Source organism: Pseudomonas kitaguniensis, assembly GCF_049199985.1.
In the GTDB taxonomy this organism is placed as follows: domain Bacteria; phylum Pseudomonadota; class Gammaproteobacteria; order Pseudomonadales; family Pseudomonadaceae; genus Aquipseudomonas; species Aquipseudomonas kitaguniensis.
The window spans coordinates 96,849-118,088 of record NZ_JBLZPT010000004.1 but is presented as its reverse complement, the minus strand read 5'-3'; the positions used below and the strand labels follow the sequence as shown (position 1 = coordinate 118,088).

13 protein-coding genes are annotated in these 21,240 nt (G+C 55.2%); 6 read left to right on the top strand and 7 right to left on the bottom strand.

All coding sequences use genetic code 11. From position 1 onward, the window contains the following. Positions 1 to 133 precede the first annotated feature (133 nt). Positions 134 to 2,302, top strand: a complete 2,169-nt coding sequence (locus tag ACOZK9_RS07665; protein WP_421147787.1) for an nSTAND3 domain-containing NTPase — start codon at positions 134 to 136, stop codon at positions 2,300 to 2,302. Continuing rightward, positions 2,289 to 6,341, top strand: a complete 4,053-nt coding sequence (locus tag ACOZK9_RS07660; RefSeq protein ID WP_421555580.1) for an nSTAND3 domain-containing NTPase — start codon at positions 2,289 to 2,291, stop codon at positions 6,339 to 6,341. Before ACOZK9_RS07665 ends, ACOZK9_RS07660 begins: the two co-directional genes overlap by 14 nt. A gap of 941 nt (positions 6,342 to 7,282) precedes the next feature. Here the strand turns inward: ACOZK9_RS07660 and ACOZK9_RS07655 are convergent. The 4 genes from ACOZK9_RS07655 to mobH all read right to left on the bottom strand — a co-directional run bounded on the left by ACOZK9_RS07655 (position 7,283) and on the right by mobH (position 15,390). Further along, positions 7,283 to 10,039 (bottom strand): AAA family ATPase, encoded by a 2,757-nt coding sequence (locus ACOZK9_RS07655; protein WP_421555579.1) that lies wholly within the window; start codon positions 10,037 to 10,039, stop codon positions 7,283 to 7,285. Next, complete coding sequence (locus tag ACOZK9_RS07650) at positions 10,032 to 10,601, bottom strand: hypothetical protein (protein WP_421555578.1); 570 nt, start codon at positions 10,599 to 10,601, stop codon at positions 10,032 to 10,034. Before ACOZK9_RS07650 ends, ACOZK9_RS07655 begins: the two co-directional genes overlap by 8 nt. After that, positions 10,591 to 12,999 (bottom strand): ABC-three component system protein, encoded by a 2,409-nt coding sequence (locus tag ACOZK9_RS07645; protein ID WP_421555577.1) that lies wholly within the window; start codon positions 12,997 to 12,999, stop codon positions 10,591 to 10,593. The genes ACOZK9_RS07650 and ACOZK9_RS07645 overlap by 11 nt, the downstream gene beginning before the upstream one ends. 666 nt (positions 13,000 to 13,665) lie before the next feature. Continuing rightward, positions 13,666 to 15,390 carry a MobH family relaxase gene (mobH, locus tag ACOZK9_RS07640; RefSeq protein WP_421555576.1) on the bottom strand — a complete coding sequence of 575 codons (1,725 nt, stop codon included), beginning with the start codon at positions 15,388 to 15,390 and terminating at the stop codon, positions 13,666 to 13,668. Between the two features lie 218 nt (positions 15,391 to 15,608). Between mobH and ACOZK9_RS07635 the strand changes: the two genes are divergently transcribed. Further along, positions 15,609 to 15,806 carry a DUF7740 domain-containing protein gene (locus ACOZK9_RS07635; RefSeq protein ID WP_007901093.1) on the top strand — a complete coding sequence of 66 codons (198 nt, stop codon included), beginning with the start codon at positions 15,609 to 15,611 and terminating at the stop codon, positions 15,804 to 15,806. 131 nt (positions 15,807 to 15,937) lie between these two features. Here the strand turns inward: ACOZK9_RS07635 and ACOZK9_RS07630 are convergent, their stop codons facing one another. Together ACOZK9_RS07630 and ACOZK9_RS07625 are read right to left on the bottom strand one after the other, a co-directional pair. Then, positions 15,938 to 16,897 (bottom strand): ArdC family protein, encoded by a 960-nt coding sequence (locus ACOZK9_RS07630; RefSeq protein ID WP_421555575.1) that lies wholly within the window; start codon positions 16,895 to 16,897, stop codon positions 15,938 to 15,940. 132 nt (positions 16,898 to 17,029) lie between these two features. Then, positions 17,030 to 17,359: a hypothetical protein gene (locus tag ACOZK9_RS07625; RefSeq protein ID WP_421555574.1), complete on the bottom strand. Its 330-nt coding sequence runs from the start codon at positions 17,357 to 17,359 to the stop codon at positions 17,030 to 17,032. Positions 17,360 to 17,799: 440 nt separating this feature from the next. Here ACOZK9_RS07625 and ACOZK9_RS07620 point away from each other — a divergent pair, with 440 nt between their 5' ends. From ACOZK9_RS07620 to ACOZK9_RS07610, 3 genes are all read left to right on the top strand, one after another. Next, entirely contained in the window at positions 17,800 to 18,531 is a 732-nt protein-coding gene (locus tag ACOZK9_RS07620; protein ID WP_011334428.1) for a hypothetical protein, read from the top strand. Beyond that, on the top strand, positions 18,531 to 19,121 hold the full coding sequence (locus ACOZK9_RS07615) for a hypothetical protein (RefSeq protein ID WP_421555573.1): 591 nt from the start codon (positions 18,531 to 18,533) through the stop codon (positions 19,119 to 19,121). The genes ACOZK9_RS07620 and ACOZK9_RS07615 overlap by 1 nt, the downstream gene beginning before the upstream one ends. A 179-nt stretch (positions 19,122 to 19,300) precedes the next feature. Continuing rightward, entirely contained in the window at positions 19,301 to 19,684 is a 384-nt protein-coding gene (locus ACOZK9_RS07610) for a DUF3742 family protein (RefSeq protein WP_421555572.1), read from the top strand. A gap of 9 nt (positions 19,685 to 19,693) precedes the next feature. On the opposite strand, the gene ACOZK9_RS07605 is transcribed toward ACOZK9_RS07610, so the two are convergent. Continuing rightward, complete coding sequence (locus ACOZK9_RS07605) at positions 19,694 to 21,238, bottom strand: conjugal transfer protein TraG N-terminal domain-containing protein (protein ID WP_421555571.1); 1,545 nt, start codon at positions 21,236 to 21,238, stop codon at positions 19,694 to 19,696. Between the last annotated feature and the right edge of the window lie 2 nt (positions 21,239 to 21,240).

The following is a 21,240-nucleotide window of genomic DNA, read 5'->3' as shown; positions in this document are numbered from 1 at the left end:
GTTAATCAAGTCTTCTGTGCTGGCCGAACGTAGAGCAAACGGCCCTTGGAGCGATCTAGCGCTTCACACCATCGGTTGGCGCGCATTTCAGGATCTATGCTCCCAGGTATGCGAGGTCGTGCTTGGCCGGCCCGTGGAAATCTTCCGCGAAGCTCAAGACGGCGGTCAGGATGCGGTCTTCCTCATTTCTGCAGAAAACGACGCCCTGCTGATCGGAACCGTGCAATGCAAGCATACGTCCGATGCCGCAAAGGCGTTGAAGCTCAGTGATCTCACCGCCGAGATTGCTCATGTCGAGGAACTGGTCAAAGCCGGTCAAGCAGAGACCTACGCCTTCATGACGAACATGAGCGTAGATGCGCCCGTCGCATCCGCAATGCGTGCCAAACTCCGCGCGCTTGGCGTGCGTAAGCCGCACATTCTCGGTCGTCAGTATATCGTCCGTGTTATCAGGAGCAGCGCCCGCCTCCGGGCCCTCGTTCCGCAGGTCTACGGCCTAGGCGACCTCACATCGATCGTAGATGAGCGGCTCAGCGAGCAGAGCCGGGCGTTGCTTGACAGCTGGATTCCAAAGCTTCGCACCTATGTACCTACACAGGCTCATCGCGATGCAGTCAACGCGATCGCTGAGCACGGCGTAGTGTTGCTACTCGGTAATCCCTCTAGCGGTAAATCGGCGATTGGCGCCATCGTGTCGACCATAGCGTCGGAGAATCCAGACAACACGGTACTTGCTTTGACCAGCCCGCGCGACTTTGAGGCGGGTTGGAATCCTAATGATCCGGGACGCTTCTTCTGGATCGACGATGCCTTCGGCTCCAATGTGCTACGCGACGACTATGTGCAGGATTGGACGTCTGCCTTCTCCAAGCTGCGGGCCGCGATCAAACATGGCAATCGATTTCTTCTAACTTCCCGAAAACATATCTATGAAGCGGCACGGCGCCGGCTCGGGCAGCGCAACCTTGCCCAATTCGCAGACGGTAGCGCGGTGGTGGATGTCGGCGAGTTGACGTTCGAAGAGAAGACGCAGATTCTCTATAATCATGTGAATTTCGGTGAGCAGAGCCAGAGCTGGCGATCGAGCATCAAACCGCATCTAACCGCTGTCGCTGCGGTTCGCGATTTTCTCCCAGGGATCGCCGAACGTCTCGGGGACCCAAACTTCACCAAGGGCCTAGCGCCCCGCGAAAGCTCACTCGTACGCTTTATGGAGGAGCCGACAGAGCATCTGATTGATACCGTCAACGCCTTAGATGATCAACTGCAGGCCGCGCTCATCCTTGTGTATGTCCATCAGGCCGGATTCGATCCTAACGATCATGACGCTTCGGCCGCACAGGCGGTCGCCGAGCTGACTGGGTACACTCTCAGTAAGATTCAGGATTGTTTCGCTGAGCTGAAGGGCTCGTTCCTGAAGCTTTCCGGATCAAAATGGACCTTCGCCCATCCGACGATCTCCGACGCCCTAACGGAGATTCTGCGCCAGAAGCCCCATATGATGGCGGCGCTCATACGAGGCGCGACTATCGACACCATTCTCAGCAGTTTCACGTGCGAGGGCTCGCCGCTCATTCGAGATGCGCTTGTCATCCAGACAGCCCTCGACGACGCTCTGGTCGCACGACTTGGCCGCACGCCCGACGAATTGCACCGCAATTGGATGCTGTTCCACTTCCTCTCCTATCGTTCGAGCGAGGCCGTGTTCGTCAAAGCCGTCGAGCAATTTCCCAATCTACTTCGACGGTCCTGCTGGCAATCTGATCTAACTAGCAACGATCCCCGGATCGCCACCTATGCACGTGCTCATCACCTCAGCGTCTTGCCTAACGATCTGCGCTCTGAGGTAGCCGACAGGCTGGAATCTGCCGTGCTCAACGGTCTCGACGTCTCCTTCTTCGACGAGCCACAGATGCTAGCGATCATACCGCCGCTAAGGCTTATCGGTGTGGGCTTGGCGCTGCGGACAACTGTGCTGCCGTCGCTCGAAGAGAGGATCGATGAGATCGCCGCCGACGCTGACTTGGACGAAGAGCCTGACAGCCATTTTAAAAAGCTTCTCGGCGTGCTTGATCGCATTGAGACGATTGGTGTCGACGCGGACGCCACGGCTTTGATCGACGACGCGCGAGATCACGTGAAACGCTCAGTCGAGGCGCTTGAAGAGCGCAAGCGCCAGCATGATGAAAGCTCTGAAGACGAAGCGGATTGGACGCACATCGTGACGCAAAAGAAGGAGGAAGCTCCGCCTTCCACCCCCGTAGTGACAAAGCGCTCGGTGTTCGACGATGTCGATAAATAATAGTCGAGACATCAAGCAATCGCAGTCCGACGCGTCGGACACATCCTTCTCCTATAGCGCGGATGCAAGGCGTCCCCTGCGGGGCGCGGCCGCCGCTCAAGCCGGCTTCGACTATCAGCTAGACGTCTCGATCCTCGCAGCCCTGCAACTCCTCCTCATTTCCAAAGCGGCTACGCGCCTGGTGCTGGAACCGGCAAACGAGGAAGATCTGGAGGCGGATCTGGAGCCCAACGTGCCAGGACGCGTACAACCCAGTGCGGCTGTCTCTGGCGGATATAAGCTTGTTATCCAAGTCAAAATGGACAACGGCGAGCCCTGGTCGGTCGAAGATTTCGAGGATCTGCTCAAGCACGGTTCCGACAAAAAAGGTGGACGCCGAAAAGCACTGCATCATCTCGACGATCCGAACACCCGCTATCTGCTCGTGACCAATGCCGACACCAAGGGTGTCGCGCGTAACCTGCTGGTCGAAGGCTTCGAAGAGGTATCCGACAAGGTAAGCTTCCCTCCGAGCCTTCATGCCATACTGAAAGCTTCGCCCGAAGGTCGCGTCGCGATCTGGGGCAAGCTCACCGAAAAGCAGCTGGCATCCGATATCCGGGAACTGATGTCGGACCTGCTGCATGTCCCGAAGGTCGAGCAGCCAAATCTGATTGCAAAGCTGCGTCTCGAAGCCAAGCGGAGGACCCGAGGCAGCACGCCTGGTCTATGGACGAGCGACGATCTTCTCGCGACGGTAAGGACGCACGGCGGGTTCCTGGCCAGCTCTGCCAGCCTCGAGCATTTCGTGGCGCCTGCGAACTTCGATGAGATGCTCAGAATCCTAAACGACAAGAATGCAGTCGTGATTATGGGCCCTTCAGGTACGGGCAAGACGCAAGCGGCGCTCAAGCTATGCGATATCGCGCGACGGCGCGATGGTGCGTTGGAAGTCGTTACGATCGGCGCGGACGATTCGCCGACCAGCGCGCGTAAGGTCGTTAACAACGGATCGACACTCTTCTATGTCGATGACCCGTGGGGCCAATTTAGCCTTCGCGGGGGCAGCGAAGCATGGACCGAGCAGCTACCGCGCCTACTTGCCAAGGCCACGCCGGATCACCAGTTCGTTATCACGTCCCGCAGCGACATGATGCAGAGCGCCAAGGTCGGGGTGAGTCTCAACACCTGGTCAGTCGAGTTGGATGCCGGCCAGTATCGGGATGGTCAACTGCGCGACATTCATGACAATCGCATGGATCAGCTACCGGCCGCTCTGCAAACCACGGCGTACGCGTTTCGCAATCAAGTGCTAGACAAACTTGGTACGCCGCTCGAGATAGAGCTGTATTTCGCCCACATGCAAACCGGCCCCGATGCCGGGGAAGAAGACCATATCTTCTTTCGCCGGTTGCTCGAGTTGGCGCAGCGCGATGCGGTGGAAGGTGTCGTCGTCAGAGCTCTATCATCCATCGACACTTGCGGAACCTCAGCCATCGTTTGGGCGCTGCTGGCGGCGCGTGGCCAGTTCGACCGCGGCCAACTTCACGCTCTTCAACGCGCCCTACGTGGACTTGATCGAGCACTAGGCGATGGCCTGGATCGCCTCGTAGACCGTATGGTCGCCGCCCGCCATCTGCGGCAGCCGGCCCGCACGATCGCCTTCGCTCACCCGAGCGTCCGCCAAGGCTTTGAGGCCTTCGCAAGCAGCAACTGGGGGCAGAGCGAGTTTGCGATCGAGACCCTGATCGCCGCGCTCGTTCAGCTGCCGTCAACGCATCGCAACTGGGGCATGGAAACGGCAGCACGAGTTTATGAAGTTGCTCGCACGTTCGCTTGCCGACAGGACGTTGACCAAACCTTCGCAATTGACTCCGACAGCCAGGAAGCGATCGATGCCTGGCTGGACGAAAGCCTCATGGACCCCGGCTCCAAGTTCGCGCCATTGCTGGAGCTAGCGTCCGAGGTGGGTAGCGATGCCTCGATACCAAGTCGCGTGGCGCGATGGCTATTGAAAGGTACACAGCGGGGGGCTTCCTTCTTCACCCGTAACTGGCAGCCGCCGATCTTTGACGATGCCTGGTACGACACTGTGTCCGCGAGCCCCATCGGGTCCAAAGTCGCCGCGCGATTTATTCGTGAGGAGCTTGGCTTCGACCGAGGGGACTACGGAGCGGACTTCGCTAAGCGGCTCGATCGCTTCGCCCACAACCTGACCACCGCCTATCTCGACGCCGCGCACGAGATGGTCGGCCACGGCTTCGAGCTTAACGCTAACGCTGTCGCGGCCGGCGCCGTGCGTGATCTAGCGGGATTCGAGAGGATAGTGCAGGCTGCGTTGGATGACTGTGTGAGCATCCACCGTCAATACGCTAAGAGTGGCCGAGAGGAATGGCGTGCAATTGAGGATGGCGAACGTGACCATGCCGCTGAAGAGGCCGCGCAGTCGAGCCATGAAGGCGACGGTTACACATCCGGTGTCTTCATCGATGCCTACATCCGCCAACTTCGCGTAGAGGGTCGCTGGCTGGTTCTTGCCAACCATCCGCGCGTAGCGGAATTGGTCCGTGCCTGGGCGCAGGCGCTCTCAGCCTCCCCCGGACCGGTGGGTGAAGGCGAGCTTCGAGCCATTCTTGTAGCGGGCAATGGTATGGATGAGGAGTCAAATGTTTGGACGGCAGCGCGAGAGCACTGGCGCGAAGCGCTGGAACCTACGCTTACGGCGCGGATTAGCTCAGTCCCCTCCGAGGTGGATCTGCTTGACGAGCTTGCGTCCACAGCTTTGAAAGTCGCACCAAATTCCTTGGTCGCCGCATTCCAGGTGAATAGTGGACAGCCTGATCGACAAGTCACCCTGCTAACTGCCATGCAGCGCGCCTGCCGACAACTCGGAAAAGACAGCCCCGCGGCCACACTAAGTCTGATTACGGACGCGCTTCCAAGGGAACTAAAGGAAATCTACAAAGCGCTCCCGACTAGGAAGCGGAAAGCTCGTAAGGTCCAGGGTCAGACGCTCTTATTCCTGACGGCTTGTGCCTCGCAACTCGAGGCGGATGCGCTCGACCTTGTCGTGCCGGTCATCATCGCAAGCGGTGGCGACGCCTCGCCAGCGATCATCCAGTGGCTGACCATTGCCAGCCGTACAGAGCATGCCGTCAGTGCGACCGAGGCGGCGATTGCGATTGGCGATACCGTCCTTGTTGAGGCTGCGCTTCGCCACCAGCGCGCCGATGCGCGCCGTACGGCGCTGTTACATCTGGCGCCGACATTCCCGGACCCCTTGCCGCCTGCAATCCTCGCAATGGCATCCGATCCTGGAAGCCGCGTTCGCCGCGCCTTAGTCGCCCTGCTTGCAGAACGGCCGCACCCGGATCACCTCAAAACGCTGTTGTTTCTGATACATGACACTTGGTCGAGCGCCGAACCGCACTACGACGAGCCCGAGAGCTTTGATATTGCGCAAGAGGCGGTCGTTGCCCTTGCAGTGAACGGTCCCTTATCCGATGCAATCGGCAATACTCTTCTCGATCTTGCCACCACAACGCTCGACCGCGCGCTTAGCCGAAATGCCCTGATCGTCGCAGCGAATTGCTGCAGTGCGAGAATCCAGCAGAAAATATTGAACCTCGTCAATATTCCGGAAGCCCGTTGGATACGTCTCGACGCCATCGAAGCCCTGGCCGACGCCGATTTCGTAGACCCTAGCATTGTCGCGCATCTGACATCCGCGTTTCTGCTGAGTACGCCGCCAATCCTTGCCGCGTCAGCGGCTCATCTCGTCGGGGCCCATGCTTCCGCGGAAAATGCCCTTAAACTCTTTGAGCGGGTCGCCAACTCGAACAAGCGACGCGCTCTGCTGCTGGTTGGCGCCAACGCTATGGCCAGGGGTGATCGTACGACTGCCGATCGAATCCTCGATCTGCTTGAACCGGATCATCCTGGACGTCAATTGTTGATGGCTTCCGAACCTCTTTCAGCCTCAATTCTCGACGATCTCGGCAAAGTCCAGTTGAGAGAAGCCGTACGAAAGCGGCTTGGAGATCGCATTGTCGTTCCTTGACCAGCGCAGTGAATCGGCAACACGGCAAGCACAAGCTTGCTAGCTGATCACCCACCTGAAGTCTGAATCGCCCCGGGTTTCGTGGACACCTTCATAAGCGGGCTTGTGTGCCAGCAAGTCCAATTGCTGGGGATTACTCACGAGGAGGTAGCCAGCTTGGATTCATCCCCAGTCTCCGAATCGCTCAGCGCCGCCGTTCATTCCCGTTGAGAACATGGCACGGCCTGCATACGGCTTGGAGGATCGCAGTCTGATGAGCATCATCAAGAAGCTGCAAAGCAGCGTGCCCTAGCGGCAAAGAGAATGGCTTTTTGTCCAGCCAGTTAAAGCGAGAAAATATCTCCTCGATCTGAGGAGGGCTAAGCGTCTGAATGATCTGGGTGACCACAACGTTGAACTCAGGAGAAACGTGGTCAACTTCACTTGAGGGGTTGTTCCCGCACCGTTCGCATATTGGGTGTGTCGACCTATAGCTGGAAATTATAGGGTGTGCGGCATCCCTGAGCGCGCGATCCAACCAGGCCATTTCATCTCGAGAGTCGAGGCATTGCGTCCATGAGACTCCGTGCCAGCCATGGGCTGGAAAGTAGCCTTGGAAATCGTAAGCTGCTCCGTGTCGGGGTAGTTTTCGAAAGAGACTAGGGCGAAGGCGTTGCGCTGCGCAGTGGTAATGTTTCAGGAGTATGAGGTCGGAAATGAGGGAGGACTCAAATTCCTGCCCGAAATCAACCGCTGCAACTTCCTCCCGAATCACCTCCTTTAGACGGGTTTTCGTCATCCCTCGAAAGAACTCTTTTCCTCGGCCCATTTTTTGATCCTTGGAGTTAGGCTTGTCAGGCCAACTATGTGCTTTCATTTTTTAACGGGTGGTATCAGTTTCGGCTGCTGAGTCAGGAAATGCTTAATCTCCCGGGCCAGTGGTTTCTCCAATTCCTAGAAAACTACGCCGCTGTATCGGTTGGAATTCCATTTACAGTCGCTTTCACGCCCGTACGCGGGTTTCCTTCCAGATAGATTGTGTTCAATAGCTGCTTATCTGAGATGCTGGAAAATTTCTGCATCAGGTGTCGGGCTAAACTGTCGCTTGCGGTAGTAAGGATCAAACTCATGTTCGGCATTGACGTTGCGGCGAGTCTGAAAATGTCCAGCATAGCTACGCGGTTCAGGTCATCCAGGTGGGCGATCGGCTCATCTAGCAGGAAACTGCCGCCGGTACTTTTTGCTCTGGCAAGGTAGAGCGATAGCGCCAGGTCTTGCCGCTGTCCTTGGCTCAATTTTTCTTGAGCTTCCAACGGTGTGTCGTGACCTTCAGCGAGTACCATCCAGTTCAAATCGTCCCCAGAGACACTCAGCTTGTGATAGACCTCGTTGGCGTGCATCCGCGAGAACAATTCAGTCGCTGGGCCCAAAAGGGGGGATAGACTCGAAACGGTCGCGTTACGAACATGATCGCTGTATCTACCGATCGCATTGTCAGCGGCTGTTATGTGGCTTTGGCCTGCCTTGAGCTTCTCTGTTACCACCTGCTTTTCTTTGTGAAGGCTCCTCAATCTCTCGGAGTCGTCATCGACACTCAGGAGGATTTTGCACTCGCTAATATTAAGTTCATATCCCTCCGCTCTCGCGAGTTCTCCTTCCACGCGAGTTTGTGTTGCGGTGTGCAACTCCACTGAAACTGGGAGACCGCTGTTGACTTCGTTCCATTGGCTTTGGAAGCGATTTACTATTTCAGAAACCGCCGCAATGCTGGCGTTGACCTGGTGAGATTCTTGGGTTTTGGCCTGAATACTTTGGAGCTTCTCGGCCACGGAGCGGGTGAGAGCCGGTTGCTCTGCACCGTCCGACTTAAGTTGTTGCTCGAAATGCTTTGTGTAATGAATCAGGGCCTTCCGTGCAGCAGGTACCCCATCTCTTGCGTTGACTGAAGACGGCAGCTGAAAGAACTCATCAATCCTTGGCATTGCTTCTGCGATTTTTTTTGCATCAAGCGCGATTCTGATACTGGTTAGCAGGTATTCAAAGCTGTTGACGTCAGACGCTGAGAACTCAGCTTTATTCATGGTTGCTAAATAGCTTGTTTTCTCGTCAATTGACTTCAGTTTGTCGGCTACAGACTTAAGCTGGGCAGAATAATTTTCAGCTGAAGATTGCTGTAGGTTAGCGGTTTGTAATGATGAGCTCCACAGCTGCTCGGTCGCCTGAGCCGTTTCCAGGTTGCTTTTGGCCGCCTGCAACTCTGGTGTCGCAGCAGCGTAAGTAAGGTGCTCGTGCAATGCGTCAGCCGATTTCCAGTCATGGCTGCACAAGGGGCAATGACCACTCGTGAGAGCTTTCATCGCTTCATGTCCGAGAGCTCTTAGACGATCTATAACGCTTGATAAAGCGTCGAATTCGGCTTGAGCTTTTATTCTCGCTTGCTTGGCCTCATCTGCAGATTTTGATGTCTGAACGAAGTTTGCTGGTGGTAAGACAGGATTGCGTAGCAAATCTTCTTTTCGTTGGAGGAGATCCAACAAGGTGCTCTTCTGGCTGATCAAGTATTCGAGAGCATTCAGCCATCGCTGTTGCCGGTCTGCATCCCAGCCATATTCAACGAAGTTTTGCTGCAAAAGTTCGAAGGAAATATCGGGTTGAGGGAACCGCTGGACGAAGACCGGATCGGCAATGATTGTGTCCCAGCGATCCAGAATTTCGGTATTTTTTCGCGCCCAGTCAACATTAATCTTGGCTTGGCCCATTTGTGCATTGAGGGCAGAGAGCTTCTCAGCTAGCTGGCTGTGCTCATTGTTCAATTTCGCGATGGTTTCAGTAATCTCTTTCAGCAAATCCCGGTTGATTCCCAATTGCTGAAGACCGGATTCGTATTCCGCCCATCCCTCCTGCAACAAACTCAATACGGTCTTCTGACGCTTAGCCGTCTGCAGTAGCCCGGCCACCTTCAATTGAACAGTTTTGAAATCATGCAGAAGGTTTCCTGTTGACTGAGTGTCTGGAAATCCAGCTAGCACCTCATTCAGCTTGAGAGCGACTTGGTCGCGCTCATGCCGGCTTTCAGAAAGCCTTGCTTCAAGCGCTTCGATTTCTGTCACAAGCGCCTGCAGCTTTGTCTCCAAACCTTGGGTTTTGGGAAGCTCAGTCCGGTATTCTTTTAAATTGCTGAGTGTGCTCGCAAGGTGGCCCAGCCCCAATATGTCCGCAAATATCTGTTGTCGGAGCGCCGATTCACTGTTGTCTACCAGAAGGGCCAAGGAGTTTGCGTATAGCCACCTGCAATTGCGTAGCCAGTCCCGACGTGCCTTGGTCGTTGCTTGGGTACTGCTACCGGAAACAGATGCTGGCGTGAGCATTTCGAGTAGAGCCGCGTCTCTAATCTGCCGCTTTCTGCGATCATCATGTTTCTTGATTGCGGCTTTGCCATTGGCCCGCTCTAGCTGATAGATCTCACCATTTATCTCACAGACGGCGCTTACGGAGGTGTCTCCCGATCCCCACTGACAAGAAAAATCTGTGGTTGTTGGAAGGTCGCCTACTTTATTTGTGAGCAGCCATTCTAGTGCATAGCATATGGTGCTTTTACCGGTGCCGTTGGCTGCGTGAATAATCGTTAATGGTGCGCTCAGCGGGATTCGTAGAACATCCGGCACGCCGCGAAAATTTTGGATCTCTACCGAAATAAATTTAATAGATAAGTTATTCATTCAAATCCCACTTCTTTCCATGAGTGCGTGCGAGTTCCTTTCCTTTTGATGTCGCCAGAGATGCCAGCAGATTAGTCATCTCTTGATTTTCAGGGACGAATTGAGAGTAGTCAGCTTGTTCAGAGGGTCCTGCCAAACCAAGGGGGGTGATACGTTGGCAGCGCTGCCAGCCTTCGACATCCTGGTAAACGACGTGCTTCCTGACGAACCTCGTGTCTTTCTCAACGTCGATAATGAATCGCTTGAGCTCTTCATTTGAATGAGTCAGCGCTAGAACCAAGTAGCCATCCACCACGGATCCTTTTTTTTCCAGCCGTAGGAGTCCTGCGTCTAGAAACGCTTCAGCATGCTTTGTTTCTATCCAGGCTTCCTCCGCCGTAGCGCTGTCGACGCGCACAAGCAAAACAGATGCAAAAGTAGTCGACCAATACTTCAATTGAGTCATTGGAGGAGGGCCCGGCCAGTGAGGATCGTCTATAAACGTCAAGACACCATTCTCCGGGGATGTGAACCCGGCTTCGGTTGCCCGCTCATCCAAGAGCTTAATCAGGTCACTGAGCATCTAGTGTTTTCCTGCGAGTAGATATGTCATCCATAAAATCTTCAGCGGGTATAGCCTTTGCCTTGTCATACATAGACTCGACCCCGTCGAGAGCGAAGAAGTAGACCTTATTCACCATTGCTACATCGGTGATGGAGTCTTTTCTGTTCGGTGGAGCTGAAATGTCGAAGCGCTCTGGACTGGTTTCCTCATCTTCGGTGGTCTCACCGGGCTTGGCATCCTCAACGCGACCAATGCAATTGGCGAAAACAACAAGTTGTGGATGATTGGCAGTACCTCTAGCCCATCGGTAAAGGTCGTTCGCCATATCTCTTACACCGAAATCGTCATTTGCCCACGCCAGCACGTTGTACTCGCCTTCAGCGTTGCTGAACTGCAGGTGGCCTTTCGTCCCAGACTCGCTGATCCAAGCAGAGTCTTTGTGAGACTTGAGGTAGCTCAGCGCTTTCACAGCTCTCATCACATATTTTCCGGAGGAGGCCATCTCCTCTAACGTAAAATCGTTATCGTGCCTTACTCCGTACCTGGTCTGATAGGCAAAGCCCTGCGAGTCTTTAATGCTTCCTGCTTGCACGAGTGTGTCAAGCCGCTGGAATTCTTCCTTTACCACGTCAAGATAATAAGCGTCCGGCGGATGACGGTCGAAGAGTTCGTGGAACTCTAGCGCAGCTGGTTCCAGGTCATCTTCGACTACACCATCTTGCAATCTATGGCCCTTCACACGCTCCAGAGACCCATTCGCGTCCCATGTCAGCGTGAGCGTCATCCCACCACTGGTGCTCCTGCGCATGACACGGCTTGGAGGCTGTATCCCTGGTAGGCTCGAGCGGGTGCTGTGTGCTCCGTCTGCAGCTGGAAAAATCCCGGTTGCGCTGTGAATCTTCATTGCACAATTTCGCAGCTGCTCACTGTTGGCCGCCGCAACTACAACCGAAGAAGCCAGCCGTCTTGCGTAGTAATCCGGCAGAGATTTAGCGATCCCCTTGAGGTCGGAGATGTGTTGAGAGGCGAGGATTAGATTCTGTCGGCGTTGCCGATCGTCAGCTTGGCTCGCGATAATTCTCCGCAATTGAGAGTTTTTATTCTGGAGTGGATTAGTGAAATCATTTCCTAAGGTAGGCCAGACGATAAGATCCTTGAAAGCAAGTCTGAGAGAAATGTTACCTCGATCAAAGTCAGTATTATTGGGTTCGTTTTCGACCAGAACATAGCAGTTGATAAGCCCTTCGACAGGGTCGGTTACCCAGCACCATCCCGCCCTGAATTTCTGTGCGGGTGCCGGCTTCCAGGAAGGGTCTATGGACGACATTCCGTCGGTTGCAGTCCAGTCGATCAACATAGCGCCGGTGACCTCTCCGCATCCGACTACGAATACGAGAGGATTTGGGTAGGCTTTTACAAGGGCGTTTATGTCGCTCCACTGCCCAGGAGCAGCGCCTGCCGAACCTGCCGCGAGCACTACCGGGCGGTTACCAAAAGTTTGCTCGAATATCCCCACTTCTGGAGCAAGCATGGTCTGTAGAAAAGGAATTAAATCCTTACCTTGGATGAGTCCGATATTGAGTTGATCGCCCTCACGCAGCTCCCGATCAATGTACTCTGTACGGATCTTTTTCAGGTACGGTTCGTCAGCACCTGAAAGCGCTCCACCTTGAGATACTAGATAGTCACGAATGCTTTCGATAATCGCGGCGCTATCGGATTCTAGTTGGAAATAGGTACGTTTTACTGTTGGGTACTTTGTCACGAGGCTTGAAAGGCTATCTTTCTTGAAAACCGCAGTCCGTAAGTGCGGTATCCATTGCCAGACAATATTGCACAGCTCAGCTTTTGAGAGGTCTTTGAGCAGTGGGTGTTTTTTTAGGGTTTCAGACCTGGTGCGCACAGTGCCGCATTTGGTCTGGAAGGTCGCACGCAAATCATCAAAGCGCGCCTGCCCCGTGCCTTGCATAAACTCAAAAAGCTTGGTGCTGACGCTATCGGCAACTGCCACGTAATATCTAAAGGGAGTTCCCGGAGCCGAGCAGATTTGAGGTCTGATGTGAGCATATAAAAAGAATTTACAGATCTCATAAATCAGTGCTTCGAGCTCGAGTGTTGTCTTTAAGCGCTTGCACTGAATTACGCCGACGGGATTGCCATCGTTGAACAAAATTACGTCACGCCCTTGGTCTGCGCCGTCATTTAGACGACTTACAGTGTCGAACCAGTCCCCTGAGCCAGCTTTCAGTTCAGCGCGAAAGACATCAGCGACCAAAAGCTCAAAATGAGCATCACCCATTCGTTCGAAAGGTAGCTGACCGGAGTCGAGGGTGAACAGTTCGGGAGCTTGAGTTCTGTCCTCTCGAACAGCCGCTTCGTCTTCTGGGGAGATGAATGATACTGCTTCTTCAGCCAATTTTTGCTCCTAGCATTGAGTGACTGACATTGTGCGGGAAGCGTACTTTCCTCTTGAATGTAAGTCCTGACGACCATTTCGCGAATCGCGGAGCCCAGGATCCATCCATTGTTAGAAAAGCTGCGTAGCTCCGAAACGCTCCGACAAGGAAGCGGGGCAATGCCAAGCTGCCATCATCATAAGCCGTGCGGCGATGAGTAGCTAGAATGTCCAGACGAAGAGGGCGTGGCCAGCATTGCTGCGGTTCAATTGGTGACGTTCGGACTTTACCGTAGCAGGACTTATCTTCCACTACCCACCGCGTAACGCTCTCTAGCGCTAGGCGACCCGAAGTGGTGATCGAGCGACGTTCCTACCCGCCCCTGAAGAGGGAGCGAGATGGCAGAGTCTCATCACAGCCGCTCTCCGGGTTGGACAAGCGGTCGAGGTGGATGGCCGCAGTGGCGATTCGCTACAGCCTCGGGCACGAGCGGTTACGGTGCTTGACGACTTGGGGGATGTGAGAGTTCGAAAGCAGGTGCAGTTGTGGCTAAAGCGTCGAATTGAAAAAAATATGAGGCCGCAAAGACCGTTATTGATCGTGAAAGTACTGAGTGCAGAGGACGAAAGCTGGCAAGTACTCGCGATACAGAACGTCGTAGGGATCCAATAGCCTGCTATGGAAATTTAAGCACTGACGATATTAAGAAAAGGATTGTCGGCAGGCACAATGTTGAGCAACAACGCCGGTGTCTCGAGTAAGTAACCTTTGAGATTTGCTTTCTTCCGAGGACCTTCGACCTGACAGATCCATATGTTCAAGCCATCGTCACGTTTTCTGTGGGCCTTCAGTTTCTCAAACTGCTTCTGCACCCAACGCCATTCTTCAATCTCTCGAGTGGCACCCTGTGAGATACCAGGAAACTCCTGAGCGTAGCGTTGGAAGAGGCCAGGTGTTACTAGAAACACAGTTCCGCTTACGGTATGGATTTTTGCCTTACTGTCGTTGATGATCAGCTTGTGGCTCAGGATGCCTTCCTTGACCCAATTTAGGAAAACCTGACCAGGGTTATTCGAAGGGGGATTTGAGATTTCGAGAGCGCTTTCTGACGGTGCGCCACTGGCCTCGGGGTCTGCCAATTCGAACATGTCCAGCAACGTTCCGAGGTAGTCGGCATCCTCCATCGCCATAGGATCTTCCAGCGATTGGTTTTGATGCGATCCTGCTCCGCCTGCCTTGGGGGCCAGTGCAGGTGCCGGAACGTCAGTCGGGTGGTCATCGACTGCAATGCTCACTGTTCCGCTGAAAGCTTCTGGGCGGTCTTCGCTTCCCCATATCAATGCCGGTTGAATGCGCAGAAAGGTAAAGCTCTGCTGCCAGTTTCCCTGCGCGATAAGCGCGGTCCAGACGGCTTTGCCTTCTGGTGTGGACTCGACCAGCCCATGCGATTGCAGTTCGTCGAACACCGCGATGTTGGAGGAGGGAATGCCCTCAATCGATTGCGACAGCAGGTAGGCTCGCAGCTTGTCGGTGACGGTCTTGCTGACCAGCCAGAGTGCGTCCTGGGTCAGCCATCCCGCGGCACCCGGCTGGTTGAGTTTCAGCTCGTGCTGAACCAGATGACGTAGTCCGCTGATCAAGTGATGTTGCAGCGAATGAATCGGCGCTTGCAGCGCCTTGCTCGGGTTACCACCGATGTTCTGTGCGGTGGAAACACGGTCTGCCTGCATCACTAACTCGCCGAGCACGCCGGCACGTTCGTACTGACCCGCCAGGACATACAGCAGACTCGCCCACAGCGTCGGAAAACCACTGAGCCAATCGAGGATCGGGCGGTCAAGAATCTGGGTGTAGAGCAAGCCTGCGGCGGCACCGTGCAGGTGGTAGTCCCTACCTTTGAGATAGCGAAAACGGTAGGGCTGATCCAGGGGACCCTGCCAAGGATGCCAAAGGCGGCCATCTTGGCGCTCAACCAGCAGGTCCACAGCGATCTTGCCGATATCATGCAGCAGGGCGCCATAAGCGATACCCGCCGACCAGGCATCGGTCTGGGCGGCTTGGTCTTCGGGCGCAGCGCCGGTGGGCAGCAGATACGACTGACGCAGTTTCAAACTGCAAGCGACCAGTTCCAGTCCATGGTCGAGCATACCGCCGAGATACGCATGGTGGTGGGTCTCGCTGGCCGGGAGTTGCTGGACCTGTTCGGCGTAGCGATGGATCGGGTTTAAATAGAGCTGGAGGAACTGCGTGTGGGAGAGGGCGGTGTACTGCCAGATGCGATCGAGCAACTGGCGGCGGTGCTCCGCAGCTAACAAGCTGTGAGCCGACTCGATGGGCAGGTAACCTTCGGCGACGTTGACGGTCAGTGGCGGAGAGGGCTTCTGCCTTTTGCGGCGAAACAGGCTGAGCATCGTGACCTCCGGGAAGTGGCTGGTCAGTGGCCTTTTAGCCTTTTCGGATAGGGCTCTTACCCTTGCCCCCCATTCCTTTCCAACCTTTACCGTCCTTTTGGCTCGTGTCCCTTTGCGCGGCAATCGGAATATGGATACTGCTAGGCATCGTTTTGTTGGGGCTAGTACGGCAAAGACAAGAGTCGGTACACTGCGGTGCCTATTTTTTGGGTCTGGCCATGAACCTCACTGACGCCACGCTCGTGCTGCTGCTCGCGGCACGTATCCATGGGACCGACGAAGCCGTCCGGGCCTCGGCGAAGAGCGTGGTCAAGAAGTTGCCGCGCAGTAAGCGTGATCTGATCTACAAGGTGATCGACAGCCGAAGTCCGCTCGAACTGGTGGATTTTCTTGCGCAGAACCTGGATGCGGAATGACAGGCTGCGGGTGTGTGCCCATCCCTGACTCTTTGCATCAGAGCCCCGCGGCATGGGGATTTTTCTGGGCGCAGGAAAAAGGCCCAACTCGCGTTGGGCCCTGTGATGCGATTGCAACGGTGAGTTAACGATCAAACTCCATCGTTCATGCATCGTGAGTCATCCATTACCATCTGCTTCCGTTGCTGCTCCAGGTTGAGTACATAATCAGAGGCGCTTCGGGCCTGACCACTGGCGCGAAAGATCGCGCGTTTGTCAGCCTTGAGCAGGCCGAGCCAGGAGTCGATATAGCCCTCGTGCCGCACCTCTCCCTGAATGCCGGCGTAAGCACATAAGAAAGCAGCGCCCATTTCGGCGATCAACTCCTCAAACGCGTAGCCTGGCGAGCCGAACGGACAGGATGAAGTCACCCCCTCGCGCTGCAACCGAGCGTGATGCCCGGTCCAGTGCGTCAGCTCGTGAAGTGCGGTGGCGTAGTACCCACCTTCATCGTGAAATTGCGCTTTTGTCGGTAGTTGGATGAGATCCCTGATCGGGTGGTAAAAGGCTTCGTCGGCAGATCGATGAACGATGTGTGCACCCGAACTTAACAGCAGATTCTCCGCGGCGCCGTTGGGCTGGAAGGGATCACTCTGTTCCGTCTCGATCAGGGTGTCATTGAGCATTTCGAGCCCTTCCGTTTGCTCGATATTGAACAGAAAATGTGTCCTGAGAATGCCGAAGTGAGCGACCTTGGGCTGACCGTTTTCATCGAGTACGGGTTGGCCTGACTCGGTCTGTTCCTCGCGCTCCATCGGCTTGTAGAGCACTGCTAGGGCACTGTGTTCACCCTTACGGATGTGCCCGCCGGCTTTTTTGGCTTGGTTGAAGGTCAGCCAACGATCTTGAGTGAATCCCTGCAGCCTGGCCTCGGCCCAGAGCAACGATAAATTGATACCCGAATAGGGACGATGCGTTATTGCGTTGATGGGGTAAGGGTGATGACCGACGTAAGCTGAGCCACTTGAGGACCAGGGTTTGATCCAGGGGACAACGCCTTGGTCTAACGCGGTAACGATCTTGTCTGTCACGTCTTGGTAGATATCGCGCATGGCAATTTCCTCGAGAGAAAAACGGAGGAACGCCTTGCCCGTCGGGGGAGGGTTCCCCGGTTGGGTGATGGGTTGGATTGATGCAGGTCTTGCATGCCGTCCGAATGTGGAGGTGGGCGCCGCCCATTGCGCTTAACGCTGGTGTTCTCCTGCAAGCGCTATCAGCAAAGCGGCAGGCTGACCCGGTTCTTGGAGTAAGCTCAGACTCAATTGCAGCAACGGGTCGTGGTCTAAGTGATCGGTTGGTTCAATGTGGATTACCTCGAACAGCACGTAAGGCTTGTGCGGAAAGGCCAGGTGGGCTTCGAAAGCTGCGCGCAATACGTGGCTCAACCGATCGACCTGCAGCTTCTCAGCGTGATCGGATTGCTTGAGCAGTACTGCGCGTTGCCACGCGCCAGGGGTGAACACGATGGGCAGCCGAAGGGTGTTCAGTGTTTGCGGTGTAAGTGAGTCGGGCATGGTATGTCTCCGTTGAAAACGCGAAGAAACCTGCCCTGTGCGGGGAAAGATTTCCCCGCAGCGGGTTGAAGAAAATCAAGAGGGCTTATCTCACGAGCAGCGCTCGAAAGGCGCTCAGGAGAGCAGTAGGCGTTCATCACCGTAGCAACGGTCACCGTGCGAGCCACCGAACGCTAATCGCACTTGGGGAGAACCATCACCGAAGTGACGTAGCCTTGAAGATTCTGGCTACCTGGGAAAATGCTGTCGATAACAGCGATCCGTACCTCGGGTTTAGCCGAGCTGTTTGCGAATAGCAACGAGATAAACCAACCCGTTAGACGAACTGAGTCTACTGAAAACCAGCCTTGTTTTTTCGACCGGATTGACTGACAAACGGTTAGGCTTGGAGCGCTACCGGCAAGCTTCTAAAGGGCGTGATACTAGGGTGATGATGTTCAATGAAGTTGTATGAAAATGTGGTTATCGGAAATTTTCTCTACGGGCTGGGGTTCGCTCTTGGTTCACAGCTGAGATCCGGTCAGTTACCAAGTATGGTGAACTTGCTTCAACAAACGCCAGACGATAAACGATTGGGGGATTTGCTGATGGCATTCCCTGGCACAGTACGTTTGATCGAGTTTAAGACTGAGGCTAACAAGTCAAAAAAAGAGGCTGGTCGTCACCAGTTTCTATCTCGAATTTTTTCCGAAAAATTGGACGAATTGCCTGACCTGCCAGGTACTTCGCGGCGGGTGCATTGGTACATCGAAACGGCGCCTCTTCCCAGCGCTGCACTGTCGGCACGCATTGAGCCCTATCTCGATGCATTTGGCGAAGGCGCCAGGCAACGGCCTAAGTCAAGCGAGAGGTTCCAAAATTTTATCGAGGAGCTGGCTGCTGGCATTCTGCAACGCAGATCGGCTGAGATCACAAGGGCTGAGCGCGACTACATCGATCTGGTGCGGCTTGCTCAAGGGCCAGAGGAGACCGGAACAGGCGGATTGGTGCTGGTGGCCGGCAGCGGTGGAGGTCTGCATTTCGCCGCCTTACAGGATTTGATGGATTTGAACCTGTCCCACAAACAATGGATCGAGTACAGCCAGGAGCGATATCTTTCCCTTCAGAGAGAGATGAAGCAACCAGATCACGAGATGCCCGATCTAAAAGGTCCAACTTTAGGAAGATATTGATGGCCGGAACAATTCAAGAGCAAGCGCACGATCGAAATTTTCAGGCCCTCTTTGGCGCGGCTCGCAAAGTTCTCGAAGCTGTAGAGATCGATGAGAGCAAGTCTCGACGGGCTACTGATGCGTTGCGTGAGCTGCAGGATAGCGTCGAAAAGAAGCTGGTTCGACTGGAGGCGGGCGTCAAACAGAGCATCGAGAGTTCTGCACAGTCAACTGCGAATCAAGCCGCTGAGCTGTTGAGCAAGAGATTCACGGAGGCAGATGCTGCCGCTCAGCGGGCTGCTGAACTGTACAACATGGCAGCAAAGAAATTGAATAGCAGGCGTTGGCTCTACTTCCTGTCGGCGCAGGCTACGATCCTTACATTGGTAGTAGTGTCTCTCTATCTGTGGGTGCCGTCGTTAGACGAAATAAAAGCGCGTCGAGGCGAGGTGGCGAGGTTGGACGAATTAGGCAGTCGGGTTGAGTGGTCGAAATGCAATGTTGGGAATGGTCAGACGCGCGATTGCATACGCACGGACGAATCGGAGCATACGGACATTTTCGGAGACCGCACAAAGGGCAAGACCTATCGCATACCAAAAGGTTACTAGCCGTTTACAGGTCCTATGCCTGACGGAGTGCGATATGGGTGCGGCGCTCAACGCGACGCCCATATCAAAGCTCGCGGTGCCGTCTGAGCAAACTGATAAACGGTCAGGCACGGGCCGTTTTCAGTAGTAGGCTATTACTTTTGTCTCAACCATGAAAACGCTCAGAAGAGGGCGAGACCATGCTGACTCAGCAACCTGTTCAGAGTTCACGTGCCCACCGCTGGGCGTATGCCTGTGGTCTGTCGGTGAAGCGTGGTTACCGTAGGTTGAAAACGTTTGAATCCCGCGTGGTTGAGCGTGCGGAGACGGCAGGAATGCCCGCAGGTAAATTACTTGTTCGCGGGAGTTTTCTAGTCATCAAGTTGGCAGTAGCCGCCGGACTCCTTCTCGTTAGCTTATGGTTCACAGTGTCGGTGATGATCCTTATTGCCTTGTGTTGGGCCATCGCCAATGGAACGTCTATCAAACCTAAGGATGCTCTCCGGTACAAGGCATATGGCGACCCATATGGTGAGTATGAGTATGGACGCGCACCCGGTCAGCCTGATTTAAAAGACCTGTAGTCGAGTTCTTCACCCCTTCCTTAAGGTCTTTCCAGCAGACATGAGAGCTCCAGCGCCCCTTGCACCCGCATCCTGAGCTTGAGCTGCTCCTTTGCTAAGCATGCCTTCGGCAATTGAGCCAACGCTATATCCTGCCCAGCTCATTGCAGCCAAAAACAACATCGGTAGCACGATGAACATCGCCCCCATTACATACTCGATCACCTGCGCCGTGACCGTTCCATCCATAAATCCAGATGTGGGCAGCGATAACAGAACCTGATTGGACGCCGAAACCTGGTTGTACAGGGTATCGAGCATGCTGGAGTCGACCCAGCGGGCCAGCTCCCACCAGAAGCTCAGCATGTGCAGCGTGAACAGCGCGAATGTCACCGTCATGACGGTCTTCAACTGGTAGGTACTGACCAACAGAATTAACGGCAAGCTGATGATGACGCCCATCATCAGGAAAGCCTGCACCATCGGCAGGGCGGCGCGTAGTGCATTCATCGCCGGAAAGTTGCTGAAGGAGCCGAGGGCCAGCCCGGTGTTGGTGGCCAGGTTATTGAGACCCTGATTGATTGAGCCCCCGCGGGCGCTGGAGCCATAGTCCTGGTACACCTGTCCGGGCGACATGGACATCGTTTGCTGGCGCGGGCTGACCAGTTCGCGCAGGGTGGCATCTTCGATCTCGTTGCTCGAGCGGCCAGTCAACCAACCTTTCAGCTGAGTCAGCAGCGATGGATCGACCTGCTCGATCAAGCGCTCGCGCAACCCGACACCGCTGTCGCTCCACCACTGCTTGCAGGTGGGGTAGCCCGCACCATTTTCTAACCGCGGCAAGGATACATCGCGGTTGTCGTCATACGGCCAATTGACGCGCGGTGTGCGTGAACGATCCGTATCGTAGTAGCCGGGCGTATCGAGCAAATAGCTTGAGCCGATCCAGGAGGCGTCATGACTTTGTGCCTTGTCCAACTGCGGACGGTTGGTGAACAGCCGAGAACGGGAATAGCCGTAGCAGTCGCGGGTGAAATCGGCGACCTCTTGCAGCAGCACCTGGCTGTCGATGCGCGAGCTGTCGATCTCCATGCGCATTTGCCGGATATCCGGTGCGCAGGGGATGGAAGCGGTGGCCGCCGCGGTCACGCCTTTGCTCAAGGCATGCACCAGAAACCACCAGATCGGTACGTTGGCGGAGCGTTCGCCGATAGTATTGAAGGTCATCCCCCAGGCGGTTTCCGTCGGTTGGGCCACACTCACGCCGCAGCGCTGGCTTGCCGCATCATCGAACGCCATTGATGAGAGGCTCAACGGAAACACAGGCGCGCAACCGAACAAGACGACGATGTAGGCCAGCCACAAACGGTTCTCTATCCGTGGCACCGAGAGCAGCCCCTTGTTACCTTCGTCCGCGCCTTGCTGACGGGCCGACAACCATTCCTGGAGGATGATTGCACCAAAGGGCGCGGCGAACAGCCCGGTGTCGGACAGGACACTCCAGAGGCCGTTGTTGATGATCCAGGCCAGCAGAGAGAGGTAAAACTCCAGGTAGCTGTTGGTGCTCATGAGCATGG

Bases quoted from the DNA above. Each gene is read 5' to 3' on its own strand.
- ACOZK9_RS07610 (WP_421555572.1), top strand. From the start codon at position 19,301: ATGCTGACTCAGCAACCTGTTCAGAGTTCACGTGCCCACCGCTGGGCG.
- ACOZK9_RS07605 (WP_421555571.1), bottom strand. From the start codon at position 21,238: ATGCTCATGAGCACCAACAGCTACCTGGAGTTTTACCTCTCTCTGCTG.
- ACOZK9_RS07620 (WP_011334428.1), top strand. From the start codon at position 17,800: ATGAAGTTGTATGAAAATGTGGTTATCGGAAATTTTCTCTACGGGCTG.
- ACOZK9_RS07660 (WP_421555580.1), top strand. From the start codon at position 2,289: ATGTCGATAAATAATAGTCGAGACATCAAGCAATCGCAGTCCGACGCG.
- ACOZK9_RS07615 (WP_421555573.1), top strand. From the start codon at position 18,531: ATGGCCGGAACAATTCAAGAGCAAGCGCACGATCGAAATTTTCAGGCC.
- ACOZK9_RS07625 (WP_421555574.1), bottom strand. From the start codon at position 17,359: ATGCCCGACTCACTTACACCGCAAACACTGAACACCCTTCGGCTGCCC.
- ACOZK9_RS07635 (WP_007901093.1), top strand. From the start codon at position 15,609: ATGAACCTCACTGACGCCACGCTCGTGCTGCTGCTCGCGGCACGTATC.
- mobH (WP_421555576.1), bottom strand. From the start codon at position 15,390: ATGCTCAGCCTGTTTCGCCGCAAAAGGCAGAAGCCCTCTCCGCCACTG.
- ACOZK9_RS07650 (WP_421555578.1), bottom strand. From the start codon at position 10,601: ATGCTCAGTGACCTGATTAAGCTCTTGGATGAGCGGGCAACCGAAGCC.
- ACOZK9_RS07630 (WP_421555575.1), bottom strand. From the start codon at position 16,897: ATGCGCGATATCTACCAAGACGTGACAGACAAGATCGTTACCGCGTTA.
- ACOZK9_RS07655 (WP_421555579.1), bottom strand. From the start codon at position 10,039: ATGAATAACTTATCTATTAAATTTATTTCGGTAGAGATCCAAAATTTT.